This window comes from Pseudomonas sp. 9.1(2019) (assembly GCF_009910445.1).
In the GTDB taxonomy this organism is placed as follows: domain Bacteria; phylum Pseudomonadota; class Gammaproteobacteria; order Pseudomonadales; family Pseudomonadaceae; genus Aquipseudomonas; species Aquipseudomonas paraversuta.
On record NZ_VBWF01000001.1, the window covers coordinates 1 to 18,923 of the forward strand.

Below are 18,923 nucleotides of genomic sequence, written 5' to 3' on the forward strand. Positions count from 1 at the left end.
ACAGCAGCCTCTGTTGCTGTCAAGCGGTTATTTTCAGATGTTTTCAAAGTTTCCTTTGTAACATCAACCACTTGCGCTTTCGATCTCTCGTTAGCGGGAGGCGAATTCTACAGCGTTACACGCTGCTGTCAACACCTCATTTCCTGCTTCGATGACTTGAAGCTGACACTGCCGAAGAACCGTCCAACTCATTGAAACTCAAGGAGTTTTCCGTTTCGACTGCGCCGGAAGTGGGCGAATTATAGGCCGTTGGAATTCTGAGTCAAGGACTAATTCAGATTCAGGCCACCGATACCGGTTTCTTCTTATATAGACGAGGAATTCGACGCATCACTGCAGGTATGCGCAGCAGCAGCAGACATATACCTATAGAGGCATAGATCGACCATTCCTTGAGGTCAGCCCGCACAATCCAGAGCATATGCAGCAAACCAAGCCCCAAAACCACATAGACCAGACGATGGAGCTTCTTCCAGCGCACCCCCAAACGCCTCTGGCTGTAGCGATTTGAAGTCACCGCCAATACCAGCAAACACAGAAACCCCAGACTCCCGACAATAATGTAAGGCCGCTTGCGCAATTCCACGCCCAGCTGCGACCAGTCGAACCCCAACACGAAGGTCAAATAGGCACACAGGTGCAAGACTACATACGCAAAACACCACAAACCCAATTGACGGCGCACTGCAATCCAGCCTGCCCAGCCCGTGAGCTTCTGCATCGGCGTCATGCATAGCGTCACCAACAGCAGAATCAGCGTCCCCAATCCAAGCCGATCGACCAGCACCTTCCCCGGATCAGGCCCCAAAGCCAAACTCCAGGCTTCATACAGCCAAAACAGGGGCCAGACAGCAGCAGCAATAAAGACACTTACACGCCACAGACCTAGTCGCATCAATAGTTCTTCCTGAGGTCGAGACCGGTATATAAAGAAGCAACTTCATCGGCATACCCGTTGAACATCCGGGTATCACGCACATTCGGACTAAACAGGCTGCTCGGCAAACGCCGCTCACGCGCCTGAGTCCAGCGCGGATGATCGACTTGCGGATTCACATTGGCATAGAAACCGTATTCATCAGCAGCAATGCTTTGCCATGTGGTCTTTGGCTGCTCTTCGACCAGACTGATCCGCACAATCGACTTAACGCTTTTGAAGCCATACTTCCAGGGCACCACCAAACGCAGCGGTGCGCCATTTTGATTGGGCAACTCACGCCCATACATGCCCACCGCCAGTATCGCCAACGGATTCATCGCCTCATCCAGCCGCAAGCCTTCAACATAGGGCCAGTCAATCAACGCAAATCCCGAGCGCTGCCCCGGCATGACCTTTGGGTCCTGCAAGGTTTCAAAACGTATGTATCTGGCTTTGGAGGTCGGCTCCACTTGCTTGAGCAATGCAGAGATTGGAAAACCGATCCACGGGATCACCATTGACCACGCTTCAACGCAGCGTAATCGGTAAATCCGCTCCTCCAACTGATAAGGCTTCATAAAGTCTTCAAGGGCGTATCGCCCAGGCTTGCCCACCTCGCCATCCACCACCACCGTCCAGGGCTCTGTTTTCAAAGCGCCCGCGTTCTGAGCAGGATCTCCCTTGTCAGTGCCGAACTCGTAAAAGTTGTTGTAGTGGGTTGCATCCTTGAATGGCGTGATCGCCTCGTCCTTGACCGTGATTGCCTGCCACTTGGTCTGCGGCAGCTTCTCGGCAAACCAGCCCGGCGCCTTGCCCGGTTCTACACCGGCATAGCGGCCTGCATCATCTGCATTCGCCCAGCGCGGAATTGCACCCACAGCCAATCCGGCAAGGGAGCTACCCAGTAGTGCACGACGGGACAAATAGAAGGGTTCAGGCGTAACGTCCGACTCTTTGCAGTCGGACGCTTTAGGCAGCTTGATGAGCATGACAACTCCGTAGTATTGGAGGACTGATGCACCAATAGACTACGGAGTTCGGGAGAAATTACATCACTCTGCTGCTTTGTTACGGCGCAGACGCAACAAATACTGGATCGGTCCCGAGGCCGCATAGGCCAGGAAAGCCAGCAACAAGATGCGCGGCGGATCGCTGAACACAACAGCGAATACCAGGACTACAGCCAGGATCGCCACAAAAGGAACGCGCCCTTTCAAATCCAGCTCTTTAAAGCTGTTGTACTTGATATTACTGACCATCAGCATGCCCGCGGCAGCTACCAGCAAGGCCACCAGGAACGACATTTTCGAACCCTGGATTCCGTAATCGCTGAACGCCCAGACAATACCCGCAACCACACCCGCCGCAGCCGGACTTGCCAGACCAATGAAGTAACGTTTGTCAGCCGTTCCAACCTGCGTGTTGAAACGCGCCAGACGCAACGCGGCACCAGCTACATAGATGAAGGCGACCATCCAGCCGACCTTGCCCATATCCCCCAGCGCCCAACCAAAAGCCAGCAAGGCAGGAGCAACACCAAAGGCAACCATGTCGGACAAGGAGTCGTATTCGGCCCCAAACGCACTTTCGGTATTCGTCATACGGGCCACACGGCCATCAAGACCATCCAGCACCATCGCTACAAAAATCGCGATAGCGGCAAAAGCAAAATACTTGCTGGCACCAGCAGCATCACCTGCACTCATTGCGCTTTGAGCGCTCATGGAGTTGATGATGGAATAAAAGCCGGCGAAAAGGTTCGCCGTAGTGAACAGGTTCGGCAGCAGATAGATACCACGATGCCGGACTTTGCGACCTTCAGCGTCATGCCCTTCTTCGACATGCTCATCGATAGGCAGCAGGCTATCGGCGTCAGAAGCCTGTTTTGGCTCTTCGGGACGTTCGCTCATGGACATTACCTTGCAACGATATGGAAAGTTTCAGTAGAGGCTTGCAGACCGAGACCGACCCGCAAACTATCCTGCTTTATACCAGAAGCCGCCGCTTAAACGAAAAAACGCGGCCTAGGCCGCGTTTTCTCTATAGGTTTTTTGCTTAGTTCTTGTCTTTGTCGACGATTTTGTTCGCGCCGATCCAAGGCATCATCGAGCGCAATTGGCCACCGATGACTTCGATACCATGGGCAGCGTTGTTACGACGCTTGGCGGTCATCGACGGGTAGCCAGTAGCACCCTCGCTGATGAACATCTTGGCATATTCACCATCCTGAATGCGCTTCAGAGCGTTGCGCATTGCCTGACGGGATTCAGCGTTGATGATTTCCGGGCCAGTGACGTACTCGCCGTACTCGGCGTTGTTGGAGATCGAGTAGTTCATGTTGGCGATACCGCCTTCGTACATGAGGTCAACGATCAACTTCAACTCGTGCAAGCACTCGAAGTAAGCCATTTCCGGGGCATAGCCCGCTTCAACCAGGGTTTCAAAGCCGGCTTTGACCAGCTCGACAGTACCGCCACACAGAACCGCCTGCTCACCGAACAGGTCGGTTTCAGTCTCGTCCTTGAAGGTCGTTTCGATGATGCCGGTACGACCGCCACCCACGCCCGCGGCGTAAGACAGTGCAACGTTTTTGGCGTTGCCGGATGCGTCCTGGTAGATCGCGATCAGGTCGGGAATACCGCCGCCCTTGACGAACTCGGAGCGCACAGTATGGCCCGGTGCTTTTGGCGCAATCATGATCACGTCAAGGTCAGCACGCGGAACAACCTGGTTGTAGTGGATCGCGAAGCCGTGGGAGAAGGCCAGTGTTGCGCCCTTCTTGATGTTCGGCTCGATTTCGTCCTTGTACAGCGCCGACTGGAACTCGTCCGGGGTCAGGATCATGACCAGGTCGGCAGCAGCAACAGCGCTGGCAACGTCAGTAACTTTCAGGCCATGAGCTTCGGCCTTGGCCACAGTGGCCGAACCTTTACGCAGACCAACAGTAACGTCTACGCCGGAGTCTTTCAGGTTGCACGCCTGGGCGTGACCCTGGGAGCCGTAACCGATAATGGCTACTTTCTTGCCCTGGATGATCGAAAGGTCGCAGTCTTTGTCGTAATAAACTTTCATGATTTTCCCTTATATCCAGGCCATTCAGGCCATTTACTAATTGTTAGTTATTAGATGCTGAGTACTTTGTCGCCGCGAGCGATGCCCGTGACGCCACTACGAACCGTTTCCAGGATCGACGCGGTACCAATCGACTGAATGAAGCTGTCGAGCTTGTCACTTGTACCGGTCAATTGCACGGTATACACACTGGCGCTGACATCAACGATCTGGCCACGGAAAATATCCGTCGTACGTTTAATCTCTGCGCGCTGTGCACCGGTAGCCTTGATCTTGACCAGCATCAACTCACGCTCGATGTGAGCGCTCTCCGACAGATCGACCAGCTTGACCACTTCGATCAGCTTGTTCAGGTTCTTGGTGATTTGTTCGATGACTTCATCGTGACCGACAGTGGTCAGCGTCAGACGCGACAAGGTCGGGTCTTCAGTCGGCGCCACGGTCAGGCTTTCGATGTTGTAGTTACGTTGCGAGAACAGACCGACAACGCGAGACAGGGCACCGGGTTCGTTTTCAAGAAGCAGGGAAATAATGTGCCGCATGATTAAGTACGCTCCGTCTTGCTCAGCCACATGTCGCGCATGGAGCCGTCTTTGATCTGCATCGGGTAAACGTGCTCACTGGTATCGACCTGGATATCCAGGAACACCAGGCGATCTTTCATGGCGAAGGCTTCTTCCATCTTCGGCTTCAGATCTTTCAGATCAGTGATGCGGATCCCCACATGCCCATACGCTTCAGCCAGCTTGACGAAGTCAGGCAGCGATTCCATATAGGAGTGCGAGTGGCGACTGCCGTAGTTCATGTCCTGCCACTGACGAACCATGCCAAGAACGCCATTGTTCAGGCTGATGATTTTTACTGGCAGGTCATACTGCAGGCAAGTCGACAATTCCTGAATGTTCATCTGAATACTGCCCTCGCCTGTCACGCAAGCAACGTCAGCGTCAGGAAAACTCAGTTTCACACCCATGGCTGCCGGGAAGCCGAACCCCATCGTGCCCAGGCCGCCGGAGTTGATCCAGCGATTAGGCTTGTTGAAGCGGTAATACTGAGCAGCGAACATCTGGTGCTGACCCACATCGGACGTTACATAAGCGTCGCCCTTGGTGACTTCGCAGAGCATTTCGATCACAGCTTGTGGCTTGATCTTGCTGCCGTCGCCCTTGTCATAAGGGAACAAACCTTTATCACCGCGCCACTCGTCGATCTGTTTCCACCAGCTGTTAACCGCTTCAGCATCCGGTTTCTCGCCAATGTCCTTGAGGATCGCGACCATTTCGCTCATCACGCTCTCCACCGGACCTACAATCGGCACGTCTGCCTTGATGGTCTTGGAGATGGATGCCGGATCGATATCCACATGGATGATCTTGGCGTTCGGGCAGAACTTGGAAGGGCCGTTGATGACACGGTCGTCAAAGCGCGCACCCACTGCCAGAATCACGTCAGCGTTATGCATCGCCATGTTGGCCGTGTAGCTGCCATGCATGCCGAGCATGCCGACGAACTGACGATCAGTGCCAGGGTATGCACCCAGGCCCATCAGCGTGTTGGTCACCGGCACGTTGAGCATTTTGGCCAGTTCGGTCAAAGGTGCTGAACCGCCGCCCAGGATAACGCCGCCGCCTGCGTACAGAATCGGACGCTTGGCCGCCAGAAGCATCTCGGCTGCCTTGCGGATTTGCCCCGAGTGCCCGCGCACTGCCGGGCTGTAAGAACGCAATTTGGCTTTTTTCGGGAAAACGTATTCAAACTTTTCAGCCGGGTTGGTCATATCTTTAGGGATATCGACCACGACCGGGCCAGGACGGCCGGATTGTGCGAGGTAGAACGCCTTTTTCATGACCTCCGGGATTTCCGAAGCATGCTTGATCATAAAGCTGTGCTTCACGATGGGCCGGGAGATACCGATCATGTCGGTTTCCTGGAAGGCATCGGTTCCGACCATGGTGCTGGGCACCTGACCGGAAATGATCACCATCGGGATGGAGTCCATGTAGGCGGTTGCAATACCGGTAATGGCGTTGGTCGCACCCGGCCCGGAAGTCACCAGTACTACACCGGCTTTACCGGTAGCACGGGCATAGCCGTCAGCCATATGGGTTGCCGCCTGTTCGTGGCGAACCAGGATGTGGGTAACGTCCGGCTCTTTGAACAGCGCGTCGTATACGTGAAGGAGAGCACCGCCCGGGTACCCGTAGATATATTTGACACCTTCGTCGCGCAAAAAGCGGACGAGCATCTCACCGCCAGATAAAAGCTCCACGTTGTTCACCTCTAAAACGCCAGAATACCGTCCACAAAAATGCGAACGGGTCTTAATAGGTTTACTTTTCAGCAGAGCATGAGCGACGGTGGTCGCCGACTACGTCAGCACTGACTGAGCAAGTATTGGGAGCGCCCCAAATGTTGCGGGGTTTTCCCACCCAGCGCGAGGTAACGCGTTGCGGGTGTAACAAGTCGGCGCGGGTGTGCGCCTCATGATCTGCTGAGAGAGCCTGCTTCTGGCAGTCCCTCTACAGCGGACTTTCGATTCTTCTGTTTCAGCCCCCCCAAGTCAAGCAGTAATTGCGCTTTTTTCCATCAAAGCGCATGAGAACGTAGAAGAATCTGGCTTGAGGAGGGATAAAACTCGCCTGAATGGCGCAAAGTGGTAGAAATATGCGCAAGACTGCCGAAAAAGTCGGCAGTCAGGCAATTAACCAGCGCTGACAATCAGTTGGTCGAACTTTTTCAGCGCTGAGCGCAGACCCAGACTCTCTTGCGGCCTGTCGGCATAAACCATCTCGGCCATCTCCAGAATCCCCGACACCTTTGGCAGTGGCAGATCCTGCTCCAGGATTTGTTTCATCCTTGTCAGGAAAATCCACTGCAACCACTGATGAAAGTCCAGGGTATCAACGGAAAATGGCTCAACGCTGCTCAAGGCTTCGGAGCCGGGGGACACTTCATCCCACCAGCCCTGCAAGCGCAATTCACGTTCAATAAGCAGCAACTGGTCGGCAATCGACGCGAAACGTGGATCCATCAGAGACTCACCTTGGCTTTTTGACGGGCCAGTGCCGCGCCAGCCGCGTCGCCCTGCTTCTCACGGGCCTGGGCAATCAAGCCCCACAGGCTTGCCTGCAAGTCCGGACGTCCATTGGCAAAGGTCAGACCGCGACGGGCAAACTGCTCTGCCTGAGCGGCATCGCCCTGGGCCATACGGACCTGGGCCAGACGATAAAGCACCTGCGGCTCACGCGGCGCCACACGTTGCGCCCGCTCCAGACTCGACGAAGCGCCATTGAGGTCACCACTGGCCTGCTGCTGCTGAGCAGTGGTCAGCAGCGCCAAGACCGGGCCATCCAGCTGCTCATCGGCAGCCAGTGCGCCACTGCTGGACGGAATGCCGGAAGGAACGCCGCTCGGGATGATCGGTGCCGGGGCACTGTACGCAGTGTTTGGCGTATAGCTGCCAGTACTGATGGGCGCGGCAGCCGGGCCCGGGGTAATAGGCCCCGGAGTAAAGGGCTGGCTGCTGATCGGTGTCGAGACGCTAGCCCCGCCACCCGGGATCATTACCACCACGCCCGAATCCTCGGTAATCGTCCGCGGTTGCGCAGCCCGTTGCGCAGTAGCCTGTGGATAATTATTCGCCGTACGCTGGGACGAAACACGCTCACTGTTCGATACCGGCACACCGGAGTCGACCACAGGGATCGAACCCTGTGGCACGCTGGCGCAACCATTGAGCAAAGCCAGGGCTGAAACAGCCGGAATCCACCACTTATTCACGTCAAACCCTCTTTGCTTAATTCAACCAGCCTTTGACCCAATCCATCACGGCATCGCCCGTCGCAGGCGCCTGGGCGCCACAACTGGCCCCCGCAGGTGGCTCACTGCCGCGAATATACGGCATCTGCACCGCGCCCGGGCAGCTGGCATCAGAGCCCTGCCCCGTATGCGGATCGATCCAGGCCTGAACAATGTTATCGGGCTGCGGCATGTCCAGCGGCAACGGATCGGCTTTATTCATAAAGCTGGTCCATACCTGCAAGGCGCCAGTGGCTCCGGTGAACGGCGTCTTGCCATTGTCATCGCGCCCCAGCCAGACCACTGCCAGCAAATCCTGGCTAAAGCCTGCAAACCAGCTGTCACGGGAATCGTTACTGGTACCGGTCTTGCCCGCCAGCGCCAGGCTTCGAGGCAGCACGTTATAAACCGAGCGCCCCGTACCTTCGCGCATGACATGTTGCATTGCATTCTGGATCAGGTAGATCGAACCCGGATCGAAGCGCTGCTGGATCTGAAACGGATAGCGTTTGAGCGGCTCACCTTCTGCCGTCAGGACACTGCGGATCCCGCGCATAGGCGTATTGAAGCCGCCGTTGGCCAGCGTCTGATACATCGTCGCCACTTCCATCGGACTCAGCGCGCCAGCTCCCAGCAACATGGACGGGAAAGCCGGAAACTCGCGTTCGACGCCAAGTCGCGCCAGGGTCTTGAGCACATTAGGCACGCCAACTTCCTGACCCAACCGGACTGTGCCCAGGTTGTAGGAGTTCATCATCGACTGATACAGAAAAACCGTCCCGTGAGAGCGACGGTCATAGTTCTGCGGCTTCCATACCTGCCCATCCGCCCCCTTGATCGACAGCGGATCATCCGACAGCCAACTGGTCAGGGTGTACTGGCTAGGCCGCTCAAGGGCAGTGAGGTATACCGCCGGCTTGATTAGCGAGCCAATGGGACGCACAGCATCCAGCGCGCGGTTAAAGCCCGCGTAGCCAGGTACGCGACTGCCAATAAGTGCCTGAACTTCGCCGGTTTCCGGGTTGGTCACCACCATCGCCGCTTCGACTTCATCCGAGCCTTTACGCCCGGTAAGACGTTTGAAGGTCTCACCGACGGCAGCTTCCGACTTCATTTGCAGGATCGGGTCGAAGCTGGTGAAAATGCGCAGCCCCTCTTCAGTCAAGTCTTCGTCGCGATAATCCTCGCGCAGCTGACGCTTGACCAAATCCAGGAAGCCCGGGAATGAACTGTCTGCAAGGCTGCCGCGTTTGGTCACGCCCAGTGGCATTTTCTTGGCTGCAGCCACCTGTTCAGCTGTCGCCACGCCCTGCTGTTCCAGCAGGTCGAGCACCAGATTGCGCCGCTCCAGCGCACGCTCAGGGTAACGACGCGGGTTATAGGCTGAAGGCCCTTTGACCATCCCCACCAACAAGGCCACTTGATGCAACTTGAGCTCGGCCAGCGGCTGGCTGAAGAAGAACTGACTGGCCAGACCAAAGCCGTGCACTGCGCGCTGTCCGTCCTGACCGACGAATACTTCGTTCAGATACGCTTCCAGAATCTCACGCTTGTCGTAGTGCAACTCCAGCAGCAGCGCCATCATGGCTTCGGTCAGTTTACGACTCAGGCTGCGCTCGTTGGTCAGGTAGAAGTTTTTGACCAGCTGTTGAGTCAGGGTACTGCCGCCCTGACGCATTTGACCGGATGACGTGTTCACCCACATCGCACGGGCGATCGATTTCGGCGACACACCAAAGTGATGATAGAAGTCCCGATCTTCCACGGTTACCAGCGTATCGAGCAGGAACGGTGGCACTTGATCAATATTGATCAGGATACGATCTTCAAGATTCTTCGGATAAAGGCCGCCAATCAGCAATGGTTCAAGGCGCACCACAGGCAACTTGGAACCGTTGGTCGCCGAAAGCCCGGCAACGTAGTCGCCAGAGAACCGCACCCGAACCTGCTGGGCTTGCTCGGTTCCTTCATAAAACTGGAACCCGCGCGTGTTGAGATCAACCGTATTGCCGTTAACCGCAGCAATACCGGGGCCACTGACCGCGCTTTCGCGGCGATAGCCCAGTGCATCGAGCTCTGTGAGGAAGTCGGTCTTGCTCAGCTTCTGGCCGACGAACAGCTCCAGCGGGCGGGCATAAACCTTGGCCGGAATGGTCCAGCGCTTGCCGGAGAACTTCTCCTGCACGACAGCATCGAGGTACATGGCAAAACCTGCCAGCACCACCAGGCCAACCAGACTGAGCTTGAGAGCCCAGCCCAGCCAAGGGCGCAGGCCGCCAGAAGGACGTTTTTTACGGGAACGAGGAGATCGGGTACGAGTCATGGCGCGAGATTATACGCACTTTGTTCATGTTCAACATGCGCAGCCCGGCGGTTTGCACTACCGCTGTCAGCAGCCATAATGGCGACCATTAATTTTCTAAACCTTGAAGGATCAACCGTGAGCCAGAACCTGATTGCCGCCCTGAAGAACCCGGACCTCTACCCGCATGAAGTCGATGGATTTCAGGTTATCGAGACGCACATCTCCTGGGTCATCCTCACCGGACCTTATGCCTACAAGATGAAAAAACCGGTCAATTTCGGCTTTCTTGATTTCACCGAGCTCAGCGCCCGCGAGCACTTCTGTAATGAAGAGTTGCGTCTTAACCAGCGCCTGACTGAAGGCCTGTACCTCGACGTACTGCCGATTACCGGTACCCCTGAAGCCCCCGTCCTGGGAGGCGAAGGTCCGGCGCTGGAATACGTGCTGAAAATGCGCCAGTTCCCGCAAAGCCAGTTGCTCAGCACATTGCAAGCCAATAGCGAACTGACTGCTGCCCATATCGACGAAATGGCCCAACAGATCGCCCGCTTCCACAGCCAGGCGCCTCTGGTTCCCCAGGAACACTACCAGGGCACGCCAGAAGCAGTGATGGATCCGGTTCGCCAGAATTTCGAGCAGATTCGCCCATTCCTTTCAGACAAAGCTGACTTGCTGCAGCTGGACGCGCTACAAGCCTGGGCAGAGGCAAGCTTCACCCGCCTGAAACCGCTCTTCGAACAGCGCAAGACCGAAGGCTTTATCCGTGAATGCCACGGTGATATTCACCTGGGCAACGCCACCATCATTGATGGCAAGGTCGTGATCTTCGACTGCATTGAATTCAATGAGCCCTTCCGCTTTACCGATGTGTATGCCGATACCGCTTTTTTGGCGATGGACCTTGAGGACCGTGGCCTGAAGTCCCTGGCTCGACGTTTTGTCAGCCAGTATCTGGAATTGACCGGCGACTACCAGGGGCTTGAGCTGCTGAACTTCTACAAAGCCTACCGCGCACTGGTTCGTGCCAAAGTCAGCCTGTTCAGCATGCCTGCCGAAGCCAGCCCGGTTCAACGCAAAGCCACGCTGCAGCAATATCGCAAGTACGCCAACCTGGCGGAAAGCTACAGCACGATTCCTTCTCGCTTCCTGACTATTACCCACGGCGTATCCGCTGTAGGCAAAAGCTCTGTGGCCATGCGTCTGGTCGAGTCCCTGGGGGCTATTCGTTTACGTTCTGACGTTGTGCGCAAGCAACTGTTCGGCGAGCAAACCGCCGAAAATGCGGTAGGCGACGGTATTTACAACGCAGACGCCAGCGTTGCGACCTACAACAAGCTCCACGAACTGGCCGGGACCGTGCTGCGGGCAGGTTTCCCCGTGGTCATTGACGCCACCTATCTCAAGCGCGAGCAGCGCGATGCCGCCGCCAAAGTGGCAGAGGCCACCGGCGTGCCATGCCTGATCCTCGATTGCACCGCGCCGGACGCAGTGATCGAAGGCTGGCTGGCACATCGTAAAAGCATTGGTACCGACCCCTCCGACGCGACCCTGGAAGTGGTCAAGGCACAACAAGCCAGCCGCGAGGCGTTGAGCGCTGATGAAATTCTGCGCAGCAAGCGGGTTGAAACCCACAACAGCAAAAGCCTCGACACTCTGATTGCTGACATCCGTCAGCGCCTGCCAGGCCTGTAACTGCTCGGGCGTGCCGTGCATCCATAAAGGTTTCACGGCACGCCCGTAGTGGCACTATAGTGTCACTTAATTCCTGCAGGAGGCAACCTGATGAGCCGCCCTACATTGCTGAGTTCGGCGCTCTATGCGCTGCTCCACGAAGACGACATCGACGGCTTCAACCAGCAGCGACCTGCCGGTCCTGTCGACATGCGCGGCGGAGACTTTCGCGGACTGGATTTACGCGAGCTGAATGCCGATGCCGTGGATTTTACCGATGGCTACTTCCGTTCAGCCGACCTGCGCGGCCTGGATTTGCGTAACGCCTGTATTGAAGGGGCCAGCCTGGCGCACGCACAAATTTCGGGTGCGTACTTTCCGGTAGAACTGACGGCAGATGAGATTCTGATGTCAGTTAAGCTCGGCACCCGCCTGCGCTATCGCACCAGGTAAAGCAAATACGACACCTGCCTCTGGCCCTATCACAGCTGTCGACCGGGCAAGTCCATTCGATTCAAACGCTCTGCCCTCTGCCTCACAAGTCGGTGCAGACATTCCTTTAGCGCAATCCGTACGCCTCGTCTCTGGCTGCTAGTTCCAAAAACGACTATAGAACGGCGATTTTTCCGCCTAGCGCTACACTCTGTAGGAATCGTTTCGTCCCGTAAACGCTGAGCTCACGCCGTCGCAAGGAGGGCTGATGAACGATGAACTCCAGCATTTGAAAAATCTTGGAAAAACGTCGTCGCAATGGCTACACGCAGTGGGCATTCACAACGCTTCGGATTTGAAGCGCTTGGGTGCTGCCAATGCTTATCGGGCGGTCAAGGCCCGGGGCTTCAGAGCCTCAAAAGTGCTGCTGTACGCAATAGAAGGGGCATTACAGGATGTTCACTGGAACGATATTCCCGCAGAACGCAAAGAGGCGCTGAATCGGCAGGTGGAGCTTTTATCGGCTGGCAACAAAGGCTGAAACGACCATTTACAAAGACTTCCAGAAAAGCCAATAAACAGTTGTTGACATGGAAATGAGAATTGTTATGATTACGCCATCTGGTCGCGAGACCAGTCGATCTTCTGAAAGGCCCTTGGTTCGGACTCTCAGAAAATCTCCTCATCAGGCTAATCACGGTTATTTGACCCGGCTCTTGCCGGGTCTTTTTTTGCCTGTAAAAAAGCGCCTGGCCAGGCTCCTGACGCCCTCTGTCAACGGGCAATAATGACCGGGTGTCCAAGCTCGGGGTGTGGCTGCACAAGCACTTCCAGACCGAATACGGCCTTGAGCAACTCGGGCTGCAACACCACCTGCGGGCAATCCAGCGCACGCGGCCGCCCCTGTTCGAGCAAAAGCAGACGGTCGCAATAACGCGCGGCCAGATTCAAGTCATGCAGGATGATCAACACTGCCGCGCCGCGATCGGCAAAGGCACGAATCGCCTTCAGCGTCGTGTGTTGATGCAAGGGGTCGAGCATTGAGGTCGGCTCATCGAGCAACAGCGTCTGGCCGCTTTGCCCCGGCCATAATTGCGCCAGCACCCGTGCCAGATGTACCCGCTGGCGCTCGCCTCCCGATAACGCCAGATAACTGCGCCCCGTCAAATGCTCAACATCCGCGGCGTGCAAGGCGGCCAGAATGATCTCGGTGTCACGAACGCGCCCGGTCTGATGCGGCAATCGGCCCATGCCCACCACCTCTTCGACACGAAAAGCAAAGTCCAGGGTCGAGGTTTGCGGTAACACGGCAAGGCGCTGTGCCCGCTCTGCGCCCTTCCATTGACTCAAGTGCTGCCGGTCCAGCCAGACCTGCCCGGCGGTTGGCGCCAGCTCACCACACAACGCCGCCAGCAATGTGCTTTTACCTGCACCATTGGGCCCTAGTACCCCCAGCACTTCGCCCGGACGCACATCAAGGGTGACATCAGCCAGGACAACTTTTTGAGCGCGATGAATCTGCAAACCTTCTGTGCGCAGCATCAGTGGCGGCCCCGCAGCAGTAGATAAAGAAAGAAAGGAGCCCCGAGAAACGCAGTCACAATCCCGATTGGCAGCTCTGCGGGGGCCATGGCCAGCCGGGCGATCAGGTCGGCGAATAACAGCAGTGTCGCTCCCGCCAGCACGGACGCGGGCAATAGAACCCGATGATCGGGGCCGGCCAGCAATCGCACCAGATGCGGCACCACCAACCCGATAAAGCCGATCATGCCTGCCGCGGCGACCGCAGCACCGACCCCCAGGGCCGTGCAAAACACCAATTCGCGCTTCAGGCCTTCAACATTGATCCCCAAATGACTGGCTTCAGACTCGCCAAGCAACAATGCATTGAGCGCACTGGCCCGGCGCGGCAGCCACAAGGCAACCCCCAGGGTGACAAACAATAATGGCCATAGCCGCGTGTAACTGGCGCCATTGAGGCTGCCCAGATTCCAGAATGTCAGCGTACGCAACGTCGCATCATCGGCCAGATAGGTGAACAGCCCTACCGCAGAGCCCGCCAGCGCCGTCAGCGCAATACCCGCCAGCAACATGACCGCAACATTGGTCTGACCGTTGCGCCGTCCCAACCGGTACACCAGCGCCGTAACCCCCAGACCTCCCAGAAACGCGCACAGCGACAACAGATACGGCGCAAAAAATTCCGGCAGGCCGCCAAAAGCAGCACCACCGACAATCGCGATCGCCGCCCCCAGCGCCGCCCCACTGGAAACACCGACCAAACCGGGATCAGCCAGCGGGTTACGAAACAGCCCCTGCATGGCCACACCCGACAGCGCCAGCACTCCGCCAACCGCCAGCCCCAATAACGTCCGGGGTAGACGGATCTGCCCCAGAATCAACTCGGCCTGCTCCAGCCCCTCGCCTTGAACCGGTAGGCCGACCAATCGCAGTGCGGCCCGTAAAGTGTCAAATAACGGCAGGCTCACAGGCCCCAGCGCCAGCGATAACCAGATCGCCAACAAACACAACGCACTCAGGCCAATGAACAAGGTGCGAGGCTTGACCAGTGTCCTCATGGATTAACTGCACCTTCAGGGTAAAACTCAGCCGTCAGCTGCTTCAAACTGGCCGGCAGACGCGGCCCCAGGCCGCCCACCAGCAGCGTCGGGTCCAACTCGTAGACCCGACCGTTTTTGGCTGCTCGGATCGAAGCCAGAATCGGGTTTTCTTTCATCAGTGCTTTGCGGGCCTGTTCGCCGGTCAGGCTACGGTCTGCGAATACCAGGACCTGCGGATTCAACCCGGCCAGCGCCTCGACCGAAAACGGCTTGTAGCCCGTGTGGGTGGCAAGGTTATGTCCGCCCGCCTGAGTCAGCAGCCAGTCCGCGGCCGTATCCTTGCCGGCGATCAAAGGCTTGCCGCCCGCATTCCCCAACAGCAACAGCACTCCGGGTGCCTCGTGAAGCGCTTTGATCCGGGTGACTTGCTGCTGATGCGCCTGCAGTTGCTGCTGGTAATCCTTGAACAGGTGTGCGGCTTGCGCCTCGTCACCCAACAGGCGCCCCAAGTGCTTGAGCGTAGCCTCCAGGCTTGCCAGGTCGGCCTGCGCCGAGAACATCTCAACCGGCACACCGGCACTGCGTATCTGCGCCAGAACGGGTGGCGGGCCCATTTCGTCGGTGCCTATCAACACATCCGGTTTCAAACTCAGAATCCCTTCTGCCGAGAGCTGACGTTGATAGCCGATGCTGGGGAGCGATTTAAGTGATTCAGGATGTTGGCTGGTGGTATCGACCCCAACCAATTTAGACTCAGCGCCCAATGCACTGACCCACTCAGAGAGTGCACCGCCAGCACTGACCCAGCGTTGTGGCAACTCGCCAGCCATGCCGGCATGACTGATCATCAGGCCTGCACAAAGCGTAATCAGGCGGGTACTCAAGCGCATACAGTGGGGTTCCTTGCTAAAGAGGGCTTAGGGCGGCAACACAATTGCCACACCGTGGAAACAGTAGATCGCAGAGCAAAGGGCTATTTGATAATTGTTTGCATTTGCACGTCAACCTCTAACCCGCTCTAACCCGCGCCATCGACCAATGGTTTAGGTGCGATTAAGGATAGTCATGAAGTTTTTATGCCCCTCGCAGACGCTGACTGAAGGTAGCAGCCGCGGCTTCGAGCACAATGGCACGCGCCTGTTCGCAATTCGCCGCGACGGCCAGGTATATGCCTACAAAAACCGTTGCCCGCATCGCGGTGTGCCTCTGGAATGGCAACCGGACCAATTCCTCGATGCCAGTGCCAGTCTGATCCAGTGCGCCACCCACGCCGCACTGTTTTTGATAGAAACGGGTGAATGCGTTGCCGGGCCTTGCGCCGGGCAATCCTTGACTGCCATTGACTGCCACGAGGACAGTCAGGGCATCTGGATCACCCTGCAGGCCTCAGAGGATGACCTCTAGGCGACGATCAACCATCACGGCATCGGACGTCAGGCTCACACCATAAGCCAGCACCTGTACCCCGGCAGCGACTGCCTCGCGCAATGCGGCTGCGTAGCCCGGGTCGATTTCTTGAGCCGGGCGTACCGCGTCGATTCCCGTGAGATTGACGCAATACAGCTGCACCGCACGTACGCCCTGGCGGGCCAGAGTCGCCAGCTCACGTAAATGCTTGGCGCCACGTTGCGTTACGGCATCCGGAAAAGCCGCTACCGGCGAGTCGTCAAATCCCAGGGTGACACTTTTAACTTCGACAAAGGCATAGCCGTCGGGGTACTCCAGCCGAAAATCAATCCGGCTGTTTTCCTGCCCGTAAGCCACTTCACGCTTGAGCGCGGTGAAGCCGTTGAGCTCTGTAATCACCCCCGCCAGCAGTGCTTCCTCGATCAAGCGATTGGCGCGCCCGGTGTTCACGCACGCCAGGCGTCCTTGCGGGGTTTGACTGATTTCCCAGGTCCCGGGAAGCTTGCGCTTGGGATCGTTGGAGCGACTGAACCAGACTTGCCCGCCCTCGACCATGCAATTGAGCATCGAACCGGTATTCGGACAATGGATGGTGATCAACTCGCCCGCAGCCGTTTCGATATCGGCCAGAAAGCGCTTGTATCGCTTGAGCAAACGCCCTTCTTCCAGCGCCGGAGAAAAGCGCATCAGCCTTTCCAGCTCTGCAGGCCACGAGCCAGCCGCTCAACGGCTTCCTGCAAGCGCGGCAGGCTTTGGGTGTAGGCAAAACGGACGTGGTGACCTGACTGGAAACGACCAAAATCCAGGCCCGGAGTAATGGCCACGTGCTCCGTTTCAAGGAAGTGCCGGCAAAATGCGAAGGCATCCCCACCAAACGCGCTGATATCGGCATACAGGTAAAACGCACCTTCCGGCTCTACGGCGATACCGAACCCCAGCTCTCGCAGCGCCGGCAGCAAAAAGTCGCGACGACGCCCGAATTCGGCCCGGCGCTCTTCCAGAATTGCCAGCGTTTGCGGCTCAAAGCAGGCCAGCGCAGCATACTGGGCCATGCTCGGAGCACTGATGTAGAGGTTCTGCGCCAGCTTTTCCAGGTCAGCCACAGCTTCCGGCGGCGCGACCAGCCACCCCAGCCGCCAGCCGGTCATACCGAAATACTTGGAGAAACTGTTGAGCACAAACGCACTGTCATCAACTTCCAGCACGCTGGCCGCATCACAGCCATAGGTCAGGCCGTGATAGATCTCATCCACCACCAAATGCCCGTTACGCGCCTTGATTGCTGCCGATAACGAGGCCAGCTCATCACGGCTCAAAATCGTGCCGGTGGGGTTCGCCGGGGAAGCCACCAGCGCCCCGACACTGTCCTGGTCCCAATAGCGCTCAACCAAATCGGCTGTCAGTTGATAACGCACCTCCGGACCGACAGGTACGAGTTGCGCCGCCCCTTCAACCAGACGCAGGAAATGTCGGTTACACGGATAGCCCGGGTCGGCAAGCAGCCAGTGCTTGCCCGGATCCACCAGCAGGCTGCTGGCCAAAAGCAAGGCTCCGGAACCACCAGGGGTAATCAAAATGCGTGAAGAGTCGATGTCCAGACCGTAACGCTGCTGGTAAAACCCGGAAATGGCTTCGCGCAGTTCCGGCAAGCCGCGGGCCGCGGTGTAGCGGGTTTTACCCGCGGCCAGCGCCGCCTGGCCGGCAGCAATGATCGGCTCAGCAGTGGTGAAGTCCGGCTCACCTATTTCCAGGTGAATCACATCGTGCCCCGCCGCCTGCAACTCGTTGGCACGCGCCAGCAATGCCATTACGTGAAACGGTTCGATCGCGCGACTGCGCGCACTGTAAGACTGAGCCATGAGCCTGCCTTCCTGGGTAAGCAAAAGCCCGATTCTACCCAAGCGTCGCCGCAAGGGAGAGTTAAATAGGCTCTTAGATTGCCAGTCAGTAGAACCAATCAGCGCAAGCATCGGTCATAGCTCGGCTAAAATTAATATTCAGCCACTAATCTCAAGCATCACAGGCTCTGCACATGGCCACTGGCAACGGGCTAGACAACCGGGAGTAGCGCGGCCCGATTTGATCTGGTAAGTTCGCCCGCTTGCAGCCGCAGGGCCGGCAGGTGTCGGTGATGTTGCAATCCTGCGCAATGGATTAGAAGAATGAGAGGCGGTCCATTTCATGCCCACACAAGCTAAGCAACAGAATAGTCAACTCAGCGGTTTCGAACCGTACGTTGAAAAGAAGGGCGAAGAGTACATGGGCGAACCCATGCGCAAACACTTCACCAAGATTCTGCAAAAGTGGAAACAGGACTTGATGCAGGAAGTTGACCGCACCGTTGATCATATGAAAGACGAAGCGGCAAACTTTCCTGACCCGGCCGACCGCGCTAGCCAGGAAGAAGAATTCAGCCTGGAACTGCGTGCCCGCGATCGCGAGCGCAAGCTGATCAAGAAAATCGACAAGACGTTGCAGTTGATCGAAGACGAAGAATACGGCTGGTGCGAATCCTGCGGCGTCGAAATCGGCATTCGTCGACTTGAAGCCCGTCCTACTGCCGACATGTGCGTAGACTGCAAGACCTTGGCTGAAATCAAGGAAAAACAAGTCGGCAAGTAATCGCCGGCCTGACCAGATGGGGCGTGCGAACGCCCCATTTTTGTTTCTGTAATTTGCGACTCCATCGCGGGAGCTGGCGCGCCAGCGGTGCGGACGGTTCTGCCTGCCTGCCCCCCGGTGATACCTTCGCAGGCAA

The 18,923-nt window shown here is 57.1% G+C and carries 19 protein-coding genes and 1 pseudogene; 6 read left to right on the plus strand and 14 right to left on the minus strand.

Annotated features, from left to right (window positions below; all coding sequences use genetic code 11):
* Positions 1–195, plus strand: a pseudogene (locus tag FEZ21_RS22560) (hypothetical protein); the annotation flags it as partial.
* Positions 196–280: 85 nt separating this feature from the next.
* On the opposite strand, the gene msrQ reads toward FEZ21_RS22560, so the two are convergent.
* From msrQ to mrcB, 9 genes are all read right to left on the minus strand, one after another.
* Entirely contained in the window at positions 281–895 is a 615-nt protein-coding gene (gene msrQ / locus FEZ21_RS00005) for a protein-methionine-sulfoxide reductase heme-binding subunit MsrQ (protein ID WP_003439721.1), read from the minus strand.
* The gene (msrP, locus tag FEZ21_RS00010) at positions 895–1,908 is read right to left on the minus strand and encodes a protein-methionine-sulfoxide reductase catalytic subunit MsrP (protein WP_003439717.1); all 1,014 of its coding nucleotides are present in this window, start codon (positions 1,906–1,908) and stop codon (positions 895–897) included. Before msrP ends, msrQ begins: the two co-directional genes overlap by 1 nt.
* A gap of 63 nt (positions 1,909–1,971) precedes the next feature.
* Positions 1,972–2,829 carry a CDP-diacylglycerol--serine O-phosphatidyltransferase gene (gene pssA / locus FEZ21_RS00015; RefSeq protein ID WP_003439714.1) on the minus strand — a complete coding sequence of 286 codons (858 nt, stop codon included), beginning with the start codon at positions 2,827–2,829 and terminating at the stop codon, positions 1,972–1,974.
* A gap of 145 nt (positions 2,830–2,974) precedes the next feature.
* On the minus strand, positions 2,975–3,991 hold the full coding sequence (gene ilvC, locus FEZ21_RS00020; protein WP_003439711.1) for a ketol-acid reductoisomerase: 1,017 nt from the start codon (positions 3,989–3,991) through the stop codon (positions 2,975–2,977).
* 50 nt (positions 3,992–4,041) lie between these two features.
* Positions 4,042–4,533, minus strand: coding sequence for an acetolactate synthase small subunit (gene ilvN, locus FEZ21_RS00025; RefSeq protein WP_003439709.1), 492 nt, complete (start codon positions 4,531–4,533; stop codon positions 4,042–4,044).
* A 2-nt stretch (positions 4,534–4,535) separates the two neighbouring features.
* Positions 4,536–6,260: an acetolactate synthase 3 large subunit gene (locus FEZ21_RS00030; protein WP_010656977.1), complete on the minus strand. Its 1,725-nt coding sequence runs from the start codon at positions 6,258–6,260 to the stop codon at positions 4,536–4,538.
* Between the two features lie 432 nt (positions 6,261–6,692).
* Complete coding sequence (locus FEZ21_RS00035) at positions 6,693–7,022, minus strand: YqcC family protein (protein ID WP_010656976.1); 330 nt, start codon at positions 7,020–7,022, stop codon at positions 6,693–6,695.
* On the minus strand, positions 7,022–7,771 hold the full coding sequence (locus FEZ21_RS00040) for a M48 family metallopeptidase (protein ID WP_003439704.1): 750 nt from the start codon (positions 7,769–7,771) through the stop codon (positions 7,022–7,024). The genes FEZ21_RS00035 and FEZ21_RS00040 overlap by 1 nt, the downstream gene beginning before the upstream one ends.
* A 16-nt stretch (positions 7,772–7,787) precedes the next feature.
* Positions 7,788–10,112 (minus strand): penicillin-binding protein 1B, encoded by a 2,325-nt coding sequence (mrcB, locus tag FEZ21_RS00045; RefSeq protein WP_003439701.1) that lies wholly within the window; start codon positions 10,110–10,112, stop codon positions 7,788–7,790.
* 117 nt (positions 10,113–10,229) lie between these two features.
* Here mrcB and FEZ21_RS00050 point away from each other — a divergent pair, with 117 nt between their 5' ends.
* From FEZ21_RS00050 to FEZ21_RS00060, 3 genes are all read left to right on the plus strand, one after another.
* Positions 10,230–11,786, plus strand: a complete 1,557-nt coding sequence (locus FEZ21_RS00050; RefSeq protein WP_160626183.1) for a bifunctional aminoglycoside phosphotransferase/ATP-binding protein — start codon at positions 10,230–10,232, stop codon at positions 11,784–11,786.
* 90 nt (positions 11,787–11,876) lie between these two features.
* Complete coding sequence (locus FEZ21_RS00055) at positions 11,877–12,218, plus strand: pentapeptide repeat-containing protein (RefSeq protein ID WP_003439697.1); 342 nt, start codon at positions 11,877–11,879, stop codon at positions 12,216–12,218.
* 247 nt (positions 12,219–12,465) lie between these two features.
* Positions 12,466–12,738, plus strand: a complete 273-nt coding sequence (locus FEZ21_RS00060) for a TfoX/Sxy family protein (RefSeq protein WP_003439695.1) — start codon at positions 12,466–12,468, stop codon at positions 12,736–12,738.
* 233 nt (positions 12,739–12,971) lie between these two features.
* Here the strand turns inward: FEZ21_RS00060 and FEZ21_RS00065 are convergent, their stop codons facing one another.
* From FEZ21_RS00065 to FEZ21_RS00075, 3 genes are read right to left on the minus strand one after another with little or no spacing between them, the layout of a single operon-like run.
* Positions 12,972–13,739, minus strand: coding sequence for a heme ABC transporter ATP-binding protein (locus FEZ21_RS00065; protein ID WP_010656972.1), 768 nt, complete (start codon positions 13,737–13,739; stop codon positions 12,972–12,974).
* Positions 13,739–14,722, minus strand: a complete 984-nt coding sequence (locus tag FEZ21_RS00070) for an iron ABC transporter permease (RefSeq protein WP_165439510.1) — start codon at positions 14,720–14,722, stop codon at positions 13,739–13,741. Before FEZ21_RS00070 ends, FEZ21_RS00065 begins: the two co-directional genes overlap by 1 nt.
* A gap of 50 nt (positions 14,723–14,772) precedes the next feature.
* Positions 14,773–15,648: a hemin ABC transporter substrate-binding protein gene (locus tag FEZ21_RS00075; protein WP_003439686.1), complete on the minus strand. Its 876-nt coding sequence runs from the start codon at positions 15,646–15,648 to the stop codon at positions 14,773–14,775.
* A 175-nt stretch (positions 15,649–15,823) separates the two neighbouring features.
* Here FEZ21_RS00075 and FEZ21_RS00080 point away from each other — a divergent pair, with 175 nt between their 5' ends.
* Positions 15,824–16,162 carry a Rieske (2Fe-2S) protein gene (locus FEZ21_RS00080; RefSeq protein ID WP_003439680.1) on the plus strand — a complete coding sequence of 113 codons (339 nt, stop codon included), beginning with the start codon at positions 15,824–15,826 and terminating at the stop codon, positions 16,160–16,162.
* Here the strand turns inward: FEZ21_RS00080 and sfsA are convergent.
* Both sfsA and FEZ21_RS00090 read right to left on the minus strand, forming a co-directional pair.
* Positions 16,145–16,852: a DNA/RNA nuclease SfsA gene (gene sfsA, locus FEZ21_RS00085; protein ID WP_160626185.1), complete on the minus strand. Its 708-nt coding sequence runs from the start codon at positions 16,850–16,852 to the stop codon at positions 16,145–16,147. The genes FEZ21_RS00080 and sfsA overlap by 18 nt on opposite strands.
* A complete protein-coding gene (locus tag FEZ21_RS00090) occupies positions 16,852–18,024 on the minus strand; it encodes a pyridoxal phosphate-dependent aminotransferase (protein WP_003439674.1) in 1,173 nt (390 codons plus the stop codon). The genes sfsA and FEZ21_RS00090 overlap by 1 nt, the downstream gene beginning before the upstream one ends.
* A gap of 322 nt (positions 18,025–18,346) precedes the next feature.
* On the opposite strand from FEZ21_RS00090, the gene dksA reads away from it, so the two are divergent.
* Positions 18,347–18,787: an RNA polymerase-binding protein DksA gene (dksA, locus tag FEZ21_RS00095; protein ID WP_003439669.1), complete on the plus strand. Its 441-nt coding sequence runs from the start codon at positions 18,347–18,349 to the stop codon at positions 18,785–18,787.
* The last annotated feature ends 136 nt before the right edge of the window (positions 18,788–18,923 follow it).

What these genes read in the sequence shown, in the direction of transcription:
- msrQ (WP_003439721.1), bottom strand. Translation starts at nt 895, where the DNA reads ATGCGACTAGGTCTGTGGCGTGTAAGTGTCTTTATTGCTGCTGCTGTC.
- msrP (WP_003439717.1), bottom strand. Translation starts at nt 1,908, where the DNA reads ATGCTCATCAAGCTGCCTAAAGCGTCCGACTGCAAAGAGTCGGACGTT.
- pssA (WP_003439714.1), bottom strand. Translation starts at nt 2,829, where the DNA reads ATGAGCGAACGTCCCGAAGAGCCAAAACAGGCTTCTGACGCCGATAGC.
- ilvC (WP_003439711.1), bottom strand. Translation starts at nt 3,991, where the DNA reads ATGAAAGTTTATTACGACAAAGACTGCGACCTTTCGATCATCCAGGGC.
- ilvN (WP_003439709.1), bottom strand. Translation starts at nt 4,533, where the DNA reads ATGCGGCACATTATTTCCCTGCTTCTTGAAAACGAACCCGGTGCCCTG.
- FEZ21_RS00035 (WP_010656976.1), bottom strand. Translation starts at nt 7,022, where the DNA reads ATGGATCCACGTTTCGCGTCGATTGCCGACCAGTTGCTGCTTATTGAA.
- mrcB (WP_003439701.1), bottom strand. Translation starts at nt 10,112, where the DNA reads ATGACTCGTACCCGATCTCCTCGTTCCCGTAAAAAACGTCCTTCTGGC.
- FEZ21_RS00055 (WP_003439697.1), top strand. Translation starts at nt 11,877, where the DNA reads ATGAGCCGCCCTACATTGCTGAGTTCGGCGCTCTATGCGCTGCTCCAC.
- FEZ21_RS00060 (WP_003439695.1), top strand. Translation starts at nt 12,466, where the DNA reads ATGAACGATGAACTCCAGCATTTGAAAAATCTTGGAAAAACGTCGTCG.
- FEZ21_RS00065 (WP_010656972.1), bottom strand. Translation starts at nt 13,739, where the DNA reads ATGCTGCGCACAGAAGGTTTGCAGATTCATCGCGCTCAAAAAGTTGTC.
- FEZ21_RS00075 (WP_003439686.1), bottom strand. Translation starts at nt 15,648, where the DNA reads ATGCGCTTGAGTACCCGCCTGATTACGCTTTGTGCAGGCCTGATGATC.
- FEZ21_RS00080 (WP_003439680.1), top strand. Translation starts at nt 15,824, where the DNA reads ATGAAGTTTTTATGCCCCTCGCAGACGCTGACTGAAGGTAGCAGCCGC.
- sfsA (WP_160626185.1), bottom strand. Translation starts at nt 16,852, where the DNA reads ATGCGCTTTTCTCCGGCGCTGGAAGAAGGGCGTTTGCTCAAGCGATAC.
- FEZ21_RS00090 (WP_003439674.1), bottom strand. Translation starts at nt 18,024, where the DNA reads ATGGCTCAGTCTTACAGTGCGCGCAGTCGCGCGATCGAACCGTTTCAC.
- dksA (WP_003439669.1), top strand. Translation starts at nt 18,347, where the DNA reads ATGCCCACACAAGCTAAGCAACAGAATAGTCAACTCAGCGGTTTCGAA.